The 15,070-nt window shown below is 71.0% G+C and carries 15 protein-coding genes; 7 read left to right on the top strand and 8 right to left on the bottom strand.

Annotated features, from left to right (window positions below; genetic code table 11):
• Positions 1 to 165: 165 nt before the first annotated feature.
• From GUY59_RS10240 to GUY59_RS10220, 5 genes are all read right to left on the bottom strand, one after another.
• The gene (locus GUY59_RS10240; protein ID WP_138199927.1) at positions 166 to 984 is read right to left on the bottom strand and encodes a segregation and condensation protein A; all 819 of its coding nucleotides are present in this window, start codon (positions 982 to 984) and stop codon (positions 166 to 168) included.
• Positions 981 to 1,916, bottom strand: coding sequence for a ParA family protein (locus GUY59_RS10235; RefSeq protein WP_425465074.1), 936 nt, complete (start codon positions 1,914 to 1,916; stop codon positions 981 to 983). Before GUY59_RS10235 ends, GUY59_RS10240 begins: the two co-directional genes overlap by 4 nt.
• A 122-nt stretch (positions 1,917 to 2,038) precedes the next feature.
• Positions 2,039 to 2,944, bottom strand: a complete 906-nt coding sequence (locus tag GUY59_RS10230; RefSeq protein ID WP_171055333.1) for a site-specific tyrosine recombinase XerD — start codon at positions 2,942 to 2,944, stop codon at positions 2,039 to 2,041.
• 14 nt (positions 2,945 to 2,958) lie between these two features.
• Entirely contained in the window at positions 2,959 to 3,609 is a 651-nt protein-coding gene (locus GUY59_RS10225; RefSeq protein WP_252374859.1) for an NUDIX domain-containing protein, read from the bottom strand.
• Positions 3,606 to 5,273 carry a CTP synthase gene (locus GUY59_RS10220; RefSeq protein ID WP_138199925.1) on the bottom strand — a complete coding sequence of 556 codons (1,668 nt, stop codon included), beginning with the start codon at positions 5,271 to 5,273 and terminating at the stop codon, positions 3,606 to 3,608. The genes GUY59_RS10225 and GUY59_RS10220 overlap by 4 nt, the downstream gene beginning before the upstream one ends.
• Positions 5,274 to 5,383: 110 nt before the next feature.
• Here GUY59_RS10220 and GUY59_RS10215 point away from each other — a divergent pair, with 110 nt between their 5' ends.
• From GUY59_RS10215 to GUY59_RS10200, 4 genes are all read left to right on the top strand, one after another.
• Positions 5,384 to 6,034 (top strand): acyltransferase, encoded by a 651-nt coding sequence (locus GUY59_RS10215; RefSeq protein ID WP_132332446.1) that lies wholly within the window; start codon positions 5,384 to 5,386, stop codon positions 6,032 to 6,034.
• Between the two features lie 38 nt (positions 6,035 to 6,072).
• Positions 6,073 to 7,197 (top strand): nitronate monooxygenase, encoded by a 1,125-nt coding sequence (locus GUY59_RS10210; RefSeq protein WP_138199924.1) that lies wholly within the window; start codon positions 6,073 to 6,075, stop codon positions 7,195 to 7,197.
• Between the two features lie 84 nt (positions 7,198 to 7,281).
• On the top strand, positions 7,282 to 7,887 hold the full coding sequence (locus GUY59_RS10205; protein WP_138199923.1) for a pyridoxamine 5'-phosphate oxidase family protein: 606 nt from the start codon (positions 7,282 to 7,284) through the stop codon (positions 7,885 to 7,887).
• 18 nt (positions 7,888 to 7,905) lie between these two features.
• Positions 7,906 to 8,664, top strand: coding sequence for a GntR family transcriptional regulator (locus GUY59_RS10200; protein WP_138199922.1), 759 nt, complete (start codon positions 7,906 to 7,908; stop codon positions 8,662 to 8,664).
• Here the strand turns inward: GUY59_RS10200 and GUY59_RS10195 are convergent.
• The gene (locus GUY59_RS10195) at positions 8,642 to 11,005 is read right to left on the bottom strand and encodes a GcvT family protein (RefSeq protein WP_138199921.1); all 2,364 of its coding nucleotides are present in this window, start codon (positions 11,003 to 11,005) and stop codon (positions 8,642 to 8,644) included. The genes GUY59_RS10200 and GUY59_RS10195 overlap by 23 nt on opposite strands.
• Positions 11,006 to 11,073: 68 nt before the next feature.
• Here GUY59_RS10195 and GUY59_RS10190 point away from each other — a divergent pair, with 68 nt between their 5' ends.
• The gene (locus tag GUY59_RS10190) at positions 11,074 to 11,979 is read left to right on the top strand and encodes a phosphotransferase (RefSeq protein WP_138199920.1); all 906 of its coding nucleotides are present in this window, start codon (positions 11,074 to 11,076) and stop codon (positions 11,977 to 11,979) included.
• A 4-nt stretch (positions 11,980 to 11,983) separates the two neighbouring features.
• Positions 11,984 to 12,589 (top strand): DUF4126 domain-containing protein, encoded by a 606-nt coding sequence (locus GUY59_RS10185; protein ID WP_138199919.1) that lies wholly within the window; start codon positions 11,984 to 11,986, stop codon positions 12,587 to 12,589.
• A 40-nt stretch (positions 12,590 to 12,629) separates the two neighbouring features.
• Here the strand turns inward: GUY59_RS10185 and GUY59_RS10180 are convergent, their stop codons facing one another.
• Both GUY59_RS10180 and GUY59_RS10175 read right to left on the bottom strand, forming a co-directional pair.
• Positions 12,630 to 13,430 (bottom strand): alpha/beta fold hydrolase, encoded by an 801-nt coding sequence (locus GUY59_RS10180; RefSeq protein ID WP_138199918.1) that lies wholly within the window; start codon positions 13,428 to 13,430, stop codon positions 12,630 to 12,632.
• A gap of 4 nt (positions 13,431 to 13,434) precedes the next feature.
• Complete coding sequence (locus GUY59_RS10175) at positions 13,435 to 14,241, bottom strand: glucose 1-dehydrogenase (RefSeq protein WP_252374858.1); 807 nt, start codon at positions 14,239 to 14,241, stop codon at positions 13,435 to 13,437.
• A gap of 224 nt (positions 14,242 to 14,465) precedes the next feature.
• Here GUY59_RS10175 and GUY59_RS10170 point away from each other — a divergent pair, with 224 nt between their 5' ends.
• On the top strand, positions 14,466 to 15,035 hold the full coding sequence (locus GUY59_RS10170; RefSeq protein ID WP_252374857.1) for a hypothetical protein: 570 nt from the start codon (positions 14,466 to 14,468) through the stop codon (positions 15,033 to 15,035).
• Positions 15,036 to 15,070 lie beyond the last annotated feature (35 nt).

Raw genomic sequence — 15,070 nt, 5'->3', positions numbered from 1 at the left:
CCCGGGTTGTCCTGGGGTGGGGTTTCGTCGCGGGGTGCCTGGTCGTCGGGTGGGGAGGTCTCCGGCTCCGGTGCGCCCGGCTGGACGAGGGAGCCGGGAAGGGTCATCCAGGCGGGCAGCGGCGGCTCCGAGTCGGGAGACTTGCGGGGGTTGGGCAGTGGGTTGTCAGTCATGGGATGATTTCTCCGCGGATTCTTCGTAGTCGTCCCCCACCGCGACGTCGCCGTCGTCAGCGCCCGTCCAGGTCACGTGCAGGTCGCCCAGCGGCTCGACCTGTTCGAACGTGACCGCCGACTCCCGGAACAGCTCCAGCACGGCCAGGAAGCGGGCGATGACCTCGAAGGTGCCCTCACAGTCGGCCACCAGCGCTCGGAAGGTGGCCCGCCGCATCCGCCGCAGGTGCATGACCAGGATGGCCGCCTGCTCCTTGACGCTGGCCAGCGGCTGGTAGATGTGCCCCACGCTGACCGTGGGCGGCAGCTTGGGCGTGAACGCCCTGGCGGCGATCCTGGCGAGTTGTTCGGGCCCGATGCCGAGGACGAGCTCGGGCAGCAGGTCGGCGAACTGCGGCTCCATCGGCGCCGTACGGGGAAATCGCAGCGACTCCTCGGCCATCCGCCCGGCGAAGATCTTGGCGACCTCTTTGTAGGCTTTGTACTGCAGCAGCCGCGCGAACAGCAGGTCTCTGGCCTCCAGCAGGGCCAGGTCCTCCTCGTCCTCCACCTCGCCCGAGGGCAGCAGCCTGGCCGCCTTGAGGTCGAGCAGCGTGGCCGCGACGAGCAGGAAGTGGCTGGTCTGGTCGAGGTCCCACTCGGGGCCGCGGGAGCGGATGTAGGCGATGAACTCGTCGGTGACCTTGGAGAGCGAGACCTCGGTGATGTCGAGCTTGTGCTTGGCGATGAGGCCGAGAAGCAGGTCGAAGGGACCCTCGAAGACGTCCAGGTGAACCTGGAACCCTTGGGGCTCGGTCTGCTCTGCGGTCACCTGGCCATTGTGGCAGGCGCCGGCCAGCGCGAGAGCACTTCGCGGGCCAGCTCACGATAGGCGTTGGCGCCGAGGGACGACGGGTCGAACGTCGTGATCGGCTCGCCGGCGACGGTCGCGTCGGGGAAGCGCACCGTGCGGTTGATGACGGTGTGGAACACCTTGTCGCCGAACGCGTCCACCACGCGGGCCAGCACCTCGCGGCCGTGCAGGGTGCGGGCGTCGTACATGGTGGCGAGCAGGCCCTCGATCTCGAGGTCCTCGTTGAGCCGCTCCTGGACCTTGGAGATGGTGTCCATCAGCAGGGCAACGCCGCGCAGCGCGAAGAACTCGCACTCCAGCGGCACCATGACGCCGTGGGCGCAGGTGAGCGCGTTGATGGTGAGCAGGCCGAGCGAGGGCTGGCAGTCGATGAGGCACACGTCGTAGTGCGGCAGCAGCGGCTTGATCACGCGGCCGAGCACCTGCTCGCGGGCGACCTCGGTGACGAGCTGGACCTCGGCGGCGGACAGGTCGATGTTGCTCGGCAGCAGGTCGAGCCCCTCGACGCCGGTCTCGAGCAGGACGTCCTCGGCGGTGACGCCGCGCTCCATCAGCAGGTTGTAGACGGTCAGGTCGAGCTGGAGCGGGTTGATGCCCAGGCCGACGGAGAGCGCGCCCTGCGGGTCGAAGTCGACGAGCAGCACCTTGAGCCCGTATTCGACGAGTGCCGCGCCCAGGTTGATGGTGGTCGTGGTCTTGCCGACCCCGCCCTTCTGGTTGACCATCGCGACCACGCGCGCCGGGCCGTGCACGTCGGGCACCACCGGCTCGGGGAACACGGGTCTGGGCCGCTGCGTGGGCCCGAGGTTGACGCCGTTGGAAGGCGCGTTGGTCTTCGTGTCGCCCCAGGGGTTGTCGGGGGTCCCCGGGGTCGAACCCTTGGTCGTCACAGTCACCAGCTCGAACCTCCCTGACGATCCCGAACCGGACCGTCCGGACGGACACTATGGCGTCACCACTTAACGCGGCAAGGCGGCACGCCGAGGGTGCCGCACACCGCAAAGACTATAGATCACTGCCGGGCCCGTGGATGCGCCGCGGCGTAGACCTCGCGGAGCTTGTCGACCGTGACCAGGGTGTAGACCTGGGTGGTCGTCACCGAGGCGTGGCCGAGCAATTCCTGGACCACCCTAACGTCCGCGCCGCCGTCCAAGAGATGAGTTGCGAAGGAATGTCGGAGAACATGGGGAGATATCTTTTTTAGCCCGGCTCGTTCGGCGGCCGCGTGGAGCACCTCCCACGCCCCCTGCCTGGTCAGACGGCCTCCCCTGGCGTTCAGGAAGACGGCCGGTGTGCCCCGCCCGTGGGCGAGCAGACCGGGCCGGGCGCGGACGAGATAGGCGTCGAGGGCGGAACGGGCATAGCGCCCCAGCGGGACGACCCGGGTGCGGCCGCCCTTGCCGCGCAGGCGCACCTGCTCGTCCTCGAGGTCGTCCACGGCCAGCCCGACGGCCTCGGAGATGCGGGCGCCCGTGCCGTACAGGACCTCCAGCAGGGCGCGGTTGCGCAGCGTGAGGGGTGCGCCGTCCGGGCCCGACGCGGCGATGAGCCGCTCGACCTCGTCGACGGCGATGGCCTTCGGGAGCCTGCGCATCGGGCGTGGCGGGCGTACCTCGTGGGCAGGGTCGTGGGCCGTGACGCCTTCGCGCAGAGCGAAACGGTGCAGCCCGCGTACAGCGGACAGGGCGCGGGCGGCGGAGCTGGCGACGAGCGCCGGATGGTCCCCGTCACCCTCGCGCAGCGCGGCGAGGAAGGCCAGGACGTCGGCCTCGCCCACCTCGTCGAGCTCCAGCCGCCCGCGCGCCCGCAGGTGCGCGTAGTAGCGGCGCAGGTCACGGCGGTAGGACGCGAGCGTGTTGGCAGCCACGCCCTGCTCCACCGCCAGATGGGCGAGGTAGCTGGAGAGCACGGCCTCCACGATCGGTCCTTCCGTCACGCCTCCGGGGCGTCGGCGGGGCGCAACAGGGCGAGTCCCTCAACCGAAGCCGCGTACGCGGCGAGGATACCGGCCACGGCCGGGGAATTGTGGATCATTCCCATGAGCGCCTTTTCCACCGCGTCGGGCAAAGGGACCCATTTGACCGGCATGTCGATCTCCTCGTGCCGGTGCACGAAGCCGTTGTCCTCGTCGGGGATCTTGGTCAGGTCGCGGGCCAGGAACACCCTGATGCGCTCGTCGCTCATGCCGGGCGAGGTGCGCAGATCGATGAGCGTGTGCCAGGTGGCGGCGCGGTAGCCGGCCTCCTCGGCGAGCTCACGCGCGGCCGCGTCGACCAGCGGCTCGCCCGGCACGTCGCGCAGGCCGGCGGGCAGCTCCCACATCAGGTGGCGGGTGGGGTGACGGTATTGCCTGATCAGCAGGACGCGGTCCTGGTCGTCTAGAGCGAGCACGGCGACGGAGCCGGGATGGACCACGTAGTCGCGCTCGGCCGCCTCGTCGCGGGGCATCCTGACGGTGTCGGTCACCACCTTGATGACGTGGCCGTCGAACCGCTCCTTCGACTCCAGCACGTCCCATGACTCGGGCGTGTCGGCGATCGGTTCCGCGGTCCGCTGGAAGCGCACGCCGTCGCCGGAGTTCACTGGCCCACCGTCGTCGCGCCCACGCGGCCGTCGGCGTAGGCGAGGGCGGCCCCGATGAGGCCCTTGAACATGGGGTTGGCCCGGGTGGGTCGGGAGCGGAACTCCGGATGCGCCTGGGTGCCGATGAAGAACGGGTGGATGTCGAACGGCAGCTCGGTGTACTCGACCAGGCGCCCGTCGGGCGACACGCCGGAGAAGACCAGGCCGACCCTCTCCAACTGCTCGCGGTAGGCGTTGTTGACCTCGTAGCGGTGGCGGTGGCGTTCGTCGGCCTTGGCCACGCCGCCGTAGAGCCGGCGGGCGAGCGTGTCCTCGGCGAGCTTGGCGGTGTAGCTGCCCAGCCGCATCGTGCCGCCCATGTCGCGCTCGCCGGCGACGACGTCCTCCTGGTCGGCCATGGTGGAGATGACCGGGTGCTTGGTGTCGGGGTCGAACTCCGTGGAGTTGGCGCCCTCGATGCCCGCCATGTTGCGGGCGGCCTCGATGACCATGCCCTGCATGCCGAGGCAGATGCCGAGCAGCGGGATCTTGCCCTCGCGGGCGTGGCGGATGGCGCCGATCTTGCCCTCGATGCCGCGCACGCCGAAGCCGCCGGGGATGAGCACGCCGTCGACGCCGTCGAGCTCGCGCGCGGCGCCCTCGGGGGTCTCGCAGTCGTCGCTCTTGACCCACCGGATGTTGACCCGCGCGTCGTTGGCGAACCCGCCGGCGCGCAGCGCCTCGGTCACCGAGAGGTACGCGTCCGGCAAATCAATATATTTCCCCACAAGGGCGACGGTGGCCTCCTTCGCCGGGCGGTGCACGCGGCGCAGGAGCTGCTCCCACTCCTTCCAGTCGACGTCGCGGAAGGGCAGGCCGAGCCGGCGCACCACGTACGCGTCGAGGCCCTCGGAGTGGAGCACCTTGGGGATGTCGTAGATCGAGGCCGCGTCGACGGCGGACACGACGGCGTCCTCGTCGACGTCGCACATCAGGCTGATCTTGCGCTTGATCGCCGTCTGCACGGGCCGGTCGGAGCGCAGCACGATCGCGTCCGGCTGGATGCCGATGCTGCGCAGCGCCGCCACGCTGTGCTGCGTCGGCTTGGTCTTCAGCTCGCCCGAGGGCCCGATGTACGGCAGCAGCGAGACGTGCAGGAAGAACACGTTGTCGCGCCCCACCTCGTGCCTGATCTGCCGCACGGCCTCCAGGAACGGCAGCGACTCGATGTCGCCCACGGTGCCGCCGACCTCGGTGATGACGACGTCCACCTCGGGACCGGCCATGCCTCTGATCCGGTCTTTTATCTCGTTGGTGATGTGGGGGATGACCTGGACCGTGTCGCCCAGGTATTCGCCCCGCCGCTCCTTGGCGATGACGTTGGAGTAGACCTGCCCGGTGGTGACGTTGGCCGAGCCGTGCAGGTCGGTGTCGAGGAACCGCTCGTAGTGGCCGACGTCGAGGTCGGTCTCCGCGCCGTCGTCGGTGACGAAGACCTCGCCGTGCTGGAACGGGTTCATCGTGCCGGGGTCGACGTTGAGGTAGGGGTCGAGCTTCTGCATGGTGACCCTGAGGCCGCGCCCCTTGAGCAGGCGGCCGAGGCTGGATGCCGTGAGCCCCTTGCCGAGACTGGAGGCGACACCGCCGGTGACGAACAGATGTTTGGTTTGCGATGCGCTGCGCAAAGGGGCTCCCGTGGCTCGAGGTGTGGTCGAAGTGTCCACGGGCTCTCAGGATATCAAACAACGCCCCTCACATGGGCGAACGGCATGACCTGAGGGTAGCTTTGGACTTTATGTCACTAGTACGCCGGGCGACGGGCGCACTGATTCACCGTGCCTACCGGGCGATCCGCCACGCGGGCGCGATCACTCCGGGGAGCCCGGCGGGCCACCGGTTCCGCCGGCTCGGTGACGGCGTCAGCATCGCGTTCCCCCCTGGCGCGATCTTCGGCGAACAGTGGATCGAGATCGGCGACCACACGCTGATCGGCGAGCGGGTGTCGCTCTCGTGCGGCATGGGCCCCGGCGTGGACCTCGGCCCGGCGTCGATCCTGCGCATCGGCGGCGGCTGCTCGATCGGCCGGGGCACGCACGTCGTGGCCCACCAGTCGATCGACGTGGGCGACGATGTCTTCACCGGCCCGTACGTCTACATCACCGACCAGAACCACGTCTATGACGACCCCGACGTGCCGATCGGCAGGCAGTGGCCGCGCAACAGCCCGGTCTCGATCGGCTCGGGCTCGTGGCTGGGCGCGGGCGCGATCGTCCTGCCCGGCACGACGCTCGGCCGCCAGTGCGTGGTGGCCGCGGGCGCGGTGGTGCGCGGCGAGTTCCCCGACCACAGCGTGGTGGCGGGGGTGCCGGCCAAGCGGGTACGCGGCTACACGCCCGAGTTAGGCTGGCACGCGCCGGAGGCCGTCCTGGCCGACAGCGGATCCTGATCTGGACCGAACATCCTTCTGCCGGTTAGCGTCACCTCATGCGAACCGCCATCTGCGAGCGCCTGGGCATCGAGTTCCCCCTGTTCGCCTTCAGCCACTGCCGCGACGTGGTGGCCGCGGTGACCAACGCGGGCGGCTTCGGGGTGCTGGGCGCCATCGCGTACTCGCCCGACCAGCTCGACACCGAGCTCACCTGGATCGACGAGCGGGCGGGCGGCCGGCCGTACGGCGTCGACGTGCTCGTCCCCGGCAAGGTGGACGCCTCGGTGCTCGACCGGCGCGCGCACCTCATGGACTTCATCCCCGAGCGGCACCGCGACTTCGTCACCCACCTGCTGACGAAGTACGGCGTGGGCGCGGCCCCGCAGCCGATGACGGCGGTGGCCGACGAGTTCGGCCGGCGGGTGACCGCGGCGGGGGCGACGGGGCTGATCGACGTCGCGCTCAAGCACCGCATCGGGCTGATCGCCAGCGCCCTGGGCCCGCCGCCGCCCGAGATGGTGGCCAGGGCCAGGGAGGCGGGCGTGCCGGTCGCCGCGCTGGTCGGCACGGTCGAGCACGCGCGCAGTCAGGTCGCGGCGGGCGCCGACCTGATCGTGGCGCAGGGCACCGAGGCGGGCGGGCACACCGGCGAGATCTCCACGATGGTGCTGGTGCCGCAGGTCGTCGACGCGGTGGCGCCGGTGCCGGTGCTGGCGGCGGGCGGGATCGCGTCGGGCCGGCAGATGGCCGCCGCTATGGCGCTCGGCGCGGACGGCGTGTGGTGCGGCTCTGTCTGGCTCACGACGGAGGAGGCGGAGACGCCGCCCGCCGTCAGGCGCAAGTTCCTGGCGGCCTCGTCACTGGACACGGTCAGGTCGAGGTCCCGTACGGGCAAGCCGGCCAGGCAGCTCAGGTCGGCCTGGACCGACGAGTGGGACTCCAGCCAGGAGAGCCCCGGCCCGCTGGGGATGCCGCTGCAGCTCCTGGTGGCCGAGGGGGCCATGGCGCGCATCGCGGCGGCGGCGGAGAAGGGCGAGCCGGGGGCGGTCGAGCTGGTCAACTACTACGTGGGGCAGGTCGTGGGCCAGCTCGACCAGGTCAAGCCGGCCCGGCAGGTGGTCTACGACCTGGTCAGCGAGTTCGGCGAGGCGGTGGAGCGGCTCAGGCGCCTGTCCGGGTGAGGCCCGTGACAGCCGGTCGGCGAGAATGGGGCCCGGCGGCTCGTGGTCGCGCGCCGCGTTCCTTCACACGAGGACGGGGACACCGTGGGCAAGACGTACGACGGCATCACCGCCAGGTTGCGGGCGTTCATCGAGGCGCAGCCCGTGTTCTTCACGGCGACCGCGCCCCTCGCCGGCGACGGCACGATCAACCTGTCCCCCAAGGGGGTGAGCGGTTCGCTGGCGGTTCTCGACGAGCTGACGGTGGCCTATCTCGACTTCGCGGGCAGCAACGCGGAGACCGTCGCCCACCTGCGCGAGAACGGCCGCATCACCTTGATGTGGTGCGCCTTCGACGGGCCGCCGACCATCGTGCGGGTGCACGGTCACGGCGAGCCCGTGTTCAGGGACGATCCCAGGTGGGCCGGGCTGGTCGCCCGCTTCCCCGCGGTCGACACCGGCGCGCACGGGCTGCGGGCGATCGTGGTCGTCCGCGCCGAGCTGATCCGCGACACGTGCGGCTACGCGGTTCCGCTCATGTCGTACGAGCAGGACCGCGACCTGCACGCGAAGCGGTTCGCGCGGGAGGACGACGAGTCGCTCAACGCCTATTTCTCCCGTAAGGAGCACGTCGCCACCAGCATCGACGGTTTGCCCGGCCTGCCGCTGCCCCTGCCCGCCTCGGGGCCGCGGAAGGCCGCCGAGGGCTGACCGGGCTACGATGCGCGTGTGGTCGGGACACCGCCTCGGCTGGAGCGCGGCTCCGGCCTCCCCGCGCACGTGCAGATCGAGCGGTGGCTGCTCGAGTCCATCTCCAGTGGCGAGCTGGCGCCGGGCGATCGGCTGCCCGGCGAGCGCGAGCTGGCCGGGCGGCTCGGCGTGAGCAGGATGACGCTCAGGCAGGCGCTGGCCACGCTGGAACGCGACGGCGTGCTCGTCAGGGTGCCCGGCAGGGCGGGCGGCGCGTTCGTGGCCGAGCCGCGCATCGAGTGCGACCTGACCGGGCTGACGGGGTTCACCGAGCAGATCCGGCGGGCGCACCTGCGGGCCGAGGCGCGCGTCCTGGTGGCGGCGACCGTGCCCGCGCCCGCGGCGGTGGCCAGGGCGCTGCGGGTCCCTCCCGGCTCGCCGGTGCACGAGGTGGCCAGGGTGCGCTCAGCCGGGCGCCTGCCCTTGGCGCTCGAACGCTCCTACTTCCCCGACCTGCCCGGCCTGCTCGACCACGACCTCACCGGCTCCCTCTACACGCTGCTGGCCGCACGCTACGACCTGGCGCCGCGCACGGCGGTCGAGCGGCTCGACCCGGTGATCGCCCGCCCGTCCGAGGCCGCCGACCTTGGCATGACGCCGGGAGCGCCGCTCATGCTGATCGAGCGCACGGCCTACGCGGCCGGCGGCCGGCCCGTGGAGTTCGCCCGCGACCTGTTCCGCCCCGACCGGGTGCGCATCTCGGTGCGCAGCGGAGTCACGGGACCAGCGGGGCCTTGACCACCGTGCCCGGCACCCAGGCGCCCTCCACCTCGATCTCCACCTCGGCGCCCGGCTCGACCGGCAGGTACGCGTAGGCGATCGACTCCCTGGCGGTGTAGCCGTACCCGCCGGAGGTGACGCGGGCCAGCACCTGGCCGTCCGCCCTGACCGGTTCGTTGCCGAGCGCGACCGCCCTCGGGTCGCTCAGCGTCACGCAGCGCAGCCGCCGCCCAGGGTCGGGATCGAGGGCGTCCCTGCCCAGGAACTCCTTGTCCGGTTTGACGCAGAACCCCAGCCCGGCCTCGTACGGCGTCGTCTCGGGCCCGATGTCGGCGCCCCACACCCGGTAGCCCTTCTCCAGCCGGAGGCTGTCGATGGCGTGGTAGCCGCAGGCCGCCATCCCGTGCGGCTCGCCCGCCTCCCACAACGTCCGCCACAGTGCGAGCCCGTACTCGCTGGAGCAGTAGAGCTCCCAGCCGTGCTCTCCCACGAACGTCACCCGAAGCGCCAGCACCGGCACGTCCCCCACGGTGAGCTCACGTGACGACATGAACGGGAAGCCGAGCGGGTCGGGCGTGAGTCCGGACAGGATCTCGCGGGCGCGCGGTCCCCACAGGGCGAAGCAGGCGTACCGGCCGGTGACGTCGGCGATCCTGGCGGCCGAGCCCGTGAGCGCGGCCTGCTTGCGCAGCCAGCCGAGGTCGTGCGTGCCGCACGCGGTGCCGGTGACGACGAGGAACTCCTCCTCGCCGCGCCGGGTGACGGTGAAGTCGCACTCGATGCCGCCGCGCCGGTTGAGCGCCTGGGTGTAGGTGACGGCGCCGACCTCGCGGGCGACCCGGTTGTCGCATACCCACTCCAGCAGTGCGGCCGCGTCGGGGCCGGTGACCTCGATCTTGGCGAACGAGCTCTCGTCGAACAGCCCGGCGGCCGTGCGCGTGGCCCGGTGCTCGGCCCCGGTCGCGGGCGACCACGCACGGCCCGCCCAGCCGGCGGGGCGCTCGCCGTCGTCCCCGCCGGCTTCGTTGGCCGCGTAGTGGTTGACCCGCTCCCAGCCCGCCTTCTCGCCGAAGACGGCCCCGTGGCTCTGGTGCCACGCGTACGCGGGCGAGACCCGCAGCGGCCGCCCCGCCGACCGCTCGTGGCCGGGGTAGCGGATGTCGTAGTACGTCTCGTAGTTCTCGACCGCGCGCTTGAGCGTGTACGACGGCGAGCGGTAGTGGCTGCTGAACCTGCGGATGTCCATGTGCCGGACGTCCATGGCCGGCTCGCCCTCGACGATCCACTCCGCCATCACCTTGCCGATGCCGCCCGCGCCGGCGATGCCGTGGGCACAGAACCCGGCCGCGACGAAGAACCCGCCCACCTCCGTCTCCCCCAGGCAGAACTCGTTGTCGGGGGTGAACGCCTCGGGCCCATTGATCAGCTTGCGGATGCCGACGTCGGCCATCGCCGGCACGCGGATCCTGGAGTTGTCGGAGATCTCCTCGAATCTCGCCCAGTCCTCGGGCAGCAGGCGGCCGTTGAAGTCGGGGGGCACCGCGTCGAAGGTGCCGGGGCCGGCCGTCCAGGGGGCGCACGTGCGCTCGTACCCGCCCATGACCAGGCCCTGCACCTCCTGCCGGTAGTAGACGAGCAGGTCGGGGTCGCGCAGCGTGGGCAGGGCGGTGTGGTCGTGGCAGGCGTCGGTCACCACGTACTGGTGGGACATCGGGACGATCGGGACGCGTACGCCGGCCATGCGGCCGATCTCGGCGGCGAACATGCCGCCGCAGTTGACCACGATCTCGCAGTCGATGTCGCCCTGGTCGGTGCGCACACCGGTGACCCGGCCGCGCGCGGTGGTGATGCCGAGGACGCGGGTCCTGGTGCGCAGTCTCGCCCCGCCCTCGCGGGCGCGCGCGGCCAGCGCATAGCACAGCTGGGAGGGGTCCACCTGCCCGTCCGTCGGCAGGTACGCGGCCCCCACGACTCCTTCGGGGTCCATGAGGGGGAACAGGTCCACGGCCTCCGCCACCGAGATCTCCTGGAGCGGCAGCCCGAACGTGCGCGCCCAGCCGATCTGGCGGCGGATCTCCGCCATGCGCTCGGGGGTGGAGGCCAGCTTGATGCCGCCGCACTCCGTCCAGCCGGCGTCGAGGGTGCGGTAGAGCTCGACGGAGTACTGGTTCATCCGGGTCAGCGTCGGGTCCGAACGCAGCTGCCCGACCAGGCCCGCGGAGTGGAAGGTGGAGCCGCTGGTGAGCTCGTCCCGATCCAGCAGGACGACGTCGCGTTCGCCTAGTTGGGTGAGGTGGCAGGCGACGGACGTGCCGCCCACCCCGCCACCGATGACCACGATGCGGGCCGAGTCGCTCATGGTCGCGAGGCTAATCGCCGTACCCCAAAAGGTCTAGACCGTTTACGCCGGTGGAGCTAGCATCGACCATGGCCGTTGCCCAGGTCCTCGACCGCATCCCCCTGCTGTCCGGCATGCCACGAGCCGTGGAGGAGCTGCCCGGGGGGCTGACCAATCGCAACTATAAGGTGAGCACGCCCGGCGGGTCGTATGTCGTGCGCGTGTCGGCCGGCGACGGCGCGCTGCTGGCCATCGACAGGGACGCCGAGCACGCCAACACCGTCGCCGCGGCCCGCGCGGGGGTCGGCGCGCCGGTGCACGCCTACCTGCCCGGTCAGGGAGTGCTGGTGGTGGGCTACATCGACGCGCGCACGTTCACGGAGGCGGATCTGCACGATCCGGCCAACCTGCCGAGGGTGGCGGAGGTGTGCCGGCGGCTGCACGCCGGACCCCGGTTCGTGAGCGACTTCGACATGTTCGACGTGCAGCGGCATTATCTGCAGATCGTCCAGGAACGCGGCTTCCGGCTTCCGGCCCGCTATCTCGACTTCATGCCCATCGTTGCCGACATCCGGAAATGTCTGGCTATACGGGAGGAGGGCACGGTTCCGTGCAACAACGACCTTCTGCCGGGGAACATCCTCGACGACGGCCGGCGCCTCTGGCTGATCGACTACGAATACGCCGGCAACAACGACCCCTGCTTCGAGCTCGGCAACATCTGGAGCGAGTCCGACCTGCCGCCGGGCCACCTGGAGGCGCTCGTCACCGCGTACTACGGCCGCCCGCTCCGCCACAAGATCGCCCGCGCCCGCCTGCTCGGCCTCATGTCCAAGTACGGCTGGACGCTCTGGGCCTCCATCCAGGACAGCGTGAACGAGACCATCGACTTCGACTTCTGGTCGTGGGGCATGGAGAAGTACGACCGGGCGGTGGCCGAGTTCACCGGTCCCGCGCTGGCCGGCCTCATGGACGACGCGGCCCGGGCAGACTAGGGGCATGCTCGCCGCTCTGACCGGTCTGGGCCTGTCCACGGCCGCCGGGCTCAACGCCTACATCCCGCTCCTCGTCGTGGGCGTGCTCGCCAACGTCACCGACGCCGTGAAGCTCCCCGACGGCTACGGCTGGCTGTCCAACTGGGGCGTGCTGGCCGTGATCGCGGTGCTGCTGGTCGTGGAGACGGTGTTCGACAAGGTTCCCGCCGTCGACAGCGTCAACGACGCCATCCAGACCGTGATCCGCCCGGCGTCGGGAGGCGTGGTGTTCTCCGCCACGAGCGCCGCCGCCGAGCTCGACCACTCGACGTGGATGGCCGAGCACCCGTGGGCCGGTTGGTTACTTGGCATCGTGACGGCGCTGGCCGTACACGTGGTCAAGACCACCGCCCGGCCGGTGATCAACGTCGGCACGGCCGGGACCGGCGCGCCGGTCGTGAGCACGGCGGAGGACGCGGGCTCGCTCGGGATGAGCCTGATCGCGATCTTCCTGCCCGTCCTGGTGATCGTCGCGCTGCTGCTGCTCGCCGTCCTCGGCTGGTGGCTCATCAGAAAAGTACGCCGCCGCCGCGCCCGCGGACGGGCGGCCGGGCGCCGTCACCCGGCCTGACGCCCGCTCCCCGTCACGTCCGCCCCCGCACGCGGCCCTCTCACCACCCCAGGCGGCGCGCCCACCTCTCCACCAGGTGCACGAACTCGGCGGCCCGCTCCTCGTGCAGCCGGTGACCCGACCCCTCCCAGCACACCACCTTCGAAGCCGGATCCCGCAGCAGCGCGGCCTCCCAGCGTGCCCGTTCCGGATCCGACCAGATCGACAACACCGGGCACCCCCTGCGCGCCAGGTAGTCGTCGGAGGCCGGCCGCACCCCGATCGCCTCCGGACCGGTGAACATCGCCTCGAACGCCTCCGCCAGCACGTGCGGCGGCATGCCGTACAGCCGGCGTTTGTGCCAGCGCCTGATGACGGCGGGGGTGGCGGCGTTCGTGCACCACTCGTCAACCTGCTCGGCGACCGTGTGCGCGTGCTCGCCACGCAGGCCCGCGATCATCTGGGGGAAACCGGCGGCGATGTCCGCCGTCATGCCGTAGCCGGGGTCGACGGCGACGATCCCGCGCACCCGCGCCGGATGTTCTACGGCGAGGACGGACACCACCTGGGCGCCCATCGAGTGGCCGACCGCGACCACCTGGGGGACGCCGAGGTGGCCCGCGAGCAGGGCGTGCAGGTCCCCGGCCATCGCGCGGGGCGTGTTGCCGGTCGCCGGCACCGACGAATAACCGTGCCCGCGCAGGTCGACGGCGATCACGCGGTGCCGGGCGGCGAACGCGTCGATGTGCCACGACCACTGGTGCGAGTCGGCGCCCCACCCGTGCACGAGCAGCAGCGGCGGTCCGTCACCGTCATCGGTGTAGAAGAGCCGGACATCCTCCCCGACGTCGGCGTACGGCATCGGCCTACCGCTCCTCTCGCGGCCGGCCGCCGTCCTGCCGGTTCTCCTCCATGCGGCTCCTGTCGGGACGCATCAGCAGTGCCGCCTCCCCCGCCGTCAGCCCTCCGTCGACGGCCAGCTCGGCGCCCGTCACGTACGAGGCCGCGTCGGACAGCAGGAATGTGATCGTCTCCGCGACCTCCTCCGGCTCACCCCACCGCCCGGCCGGCGCGAGAGGGAAGGTGCCCTCGCCGGAGACCGCGCCGATCGGCTCGGTCATCTGTGTGACGATCATCCCGGGATGAACGGAGTTGACCCGGATGCGGTGCCGCCCGAACTCCAACGCCGCGATCTTGGTAAGCCCGCGCACCCCCCACTTCGAGGCGCCGTAGCCGCCCGTGCCGGGCAGGGCGCTGAGCCCCGCGACCGACGACAGGTTCACGATCGCGCCGCCGCCCGACTCCCGCATGGGCCCCACGACCGCCTTGAGGCCCAGGAACACGCCGAGCAGGTTGACCCGCAGCACGTTCTCGAACTCCTCGGCCGGCTGCTGCTCGATCATCAGCATGGTGGCGATGCCCGCGTTGTTCACCAGCCCGTCGATCCGCCCGTGTTCGTCCAGCGTCTTGGCCACCACCGCGGCCCACTGGTCCTCGTCCCGCACGTCGTGGGCGATGAACCGGGCGTCCACCTCCTTGGCCGTGGCCGTACCCTCGTCAACGAGCACATCCGTGAGCACCACCCGTGCCCCCGCCGCGACACACCGCCGTGCCGTCGCGGCTCCCATCCCCCTCGCACCGCCGGTGACGATCACAACCTTGTCCTCAAGCACCGCCCTGTTCCCTTCTGCCGCACAAACGCCTCTGGTCGCGTCGCCTGCGGGCGTGACGCGCTGCCCGGCGACCGATGCCGATGGTGAACTGAAACACAGGCCAAAGTGATCGATCAAGAGCGGTCATGGCCAGGCGCCCCGAACCCGCCCGGCCGCACTATCCTTCACATCATCAACCCCAACAGGAGGTGGCGGAGATCAGCGAAATCCTTATCATCGCCCTGGTGATCCTGGCGTTCCTCCTTCTGCTGGGCGGCGTCGGCATCTATGTGCTCGTCAAGCTGGGAAAGAAGGCCGCGGTCAAGGCCAGGGAGGCCACGACGCGGATCACCACGCACGTCAACGCGATGGGCTCGGGCGAGGCCGCGGAGATCGAGCGTCTCCGGCTCGACCTGCGCCGCGAGATGACCCTCACCCGCCAGGCCGTCGACCAGGCCCAGCGCCAGGGGTGGGGGCTGGGCGACCTGCCGCGCATCATGGCCGACCTGACCAAGCACGTCGACACGCACGACGAGCAGCTGGCGATGTTCGCCCAGCAGCAGCGCGTGTCCTCCTACGTCGACCACGTCACGCTCGACCGGCTCCGGCAGCACCAGGCCACGCTGACGGCCACGTGCGCCCGCATCCGCACGGGCCTGCTGAACGACCAGGTCCACCACACCGCGTCGGGCATCGCCGACCTGACCTCCCGCACCGACCTGGAGATCGAGGCCCGCCGCCGCGACCCCGACCCGCTCGACGAGATCGATGACCTCTACCGCCGCACGGTGGAGGAACGCAGGAACGAACCCTGACCCTCACTCCTGGTGACACAATGAATGCGTCGCGT

This window comes from Nonomuraea sp. K271 (genome assembly GCF_009908215.1).
GTDB lineage: Bacteria > Actinomycetota > Actinomycetes > Streptosporangiales > Streptosporangiaceae > Nonomuraea > Nonomuraea longispora.
The sequence above is the reverse complement of the archived record's forward strand: the minus strand, read 5'-3'. Positions and strand labels throughout refer to the sequence as shown.

Bases quoted from the DNA above. Each gene is read 5' to 3' on its own strand.
- GUY59_RS10195 (WP_138199921.1), bottom strand. From the start codon at position 11,005: ATGAGCGACTCGGCCCGCATCGTGGTCATCGGTGGCGGGGTGGGCGGC.
- GUY59_RS10180 (WP_138199918.1), bottom strand. From the start codon at position 13,430: ATGCCGTACGCCGACGTCGGGGAGGATGTCCGGCTCTTCTACACCGAT.
- GUY59_RS10215 (WP_132332446.1), top strand. From the start codon at position 5,384: ATGTCACTAGTACGCCGGGCGACGGGCGCACTGATTCACCGTGCCTAC.
- GUY59_RS10185 (WP_138199919.1), top strand. From the start codon at position 11,984: ATGCTCGCCGCTCTGACCGGTCTGGGCCTGTCCACGGCCGCCGGGCTC.
- GUY59_RS10210 (WP_138199924.1), top strand. From the start codon at position 6,073: ATGCGAACCGCCATCTGCGAGCGCCTGGGCATCGAGTTCCCCCTGTTC.
- GUY59_RS10190 (WP_138199920.1), top strand. From the start codon at position 11,074: ATGGCCGTTGCCCAGGTCCTCGACCGCATCCCCCTGCTGTCCGGCATG.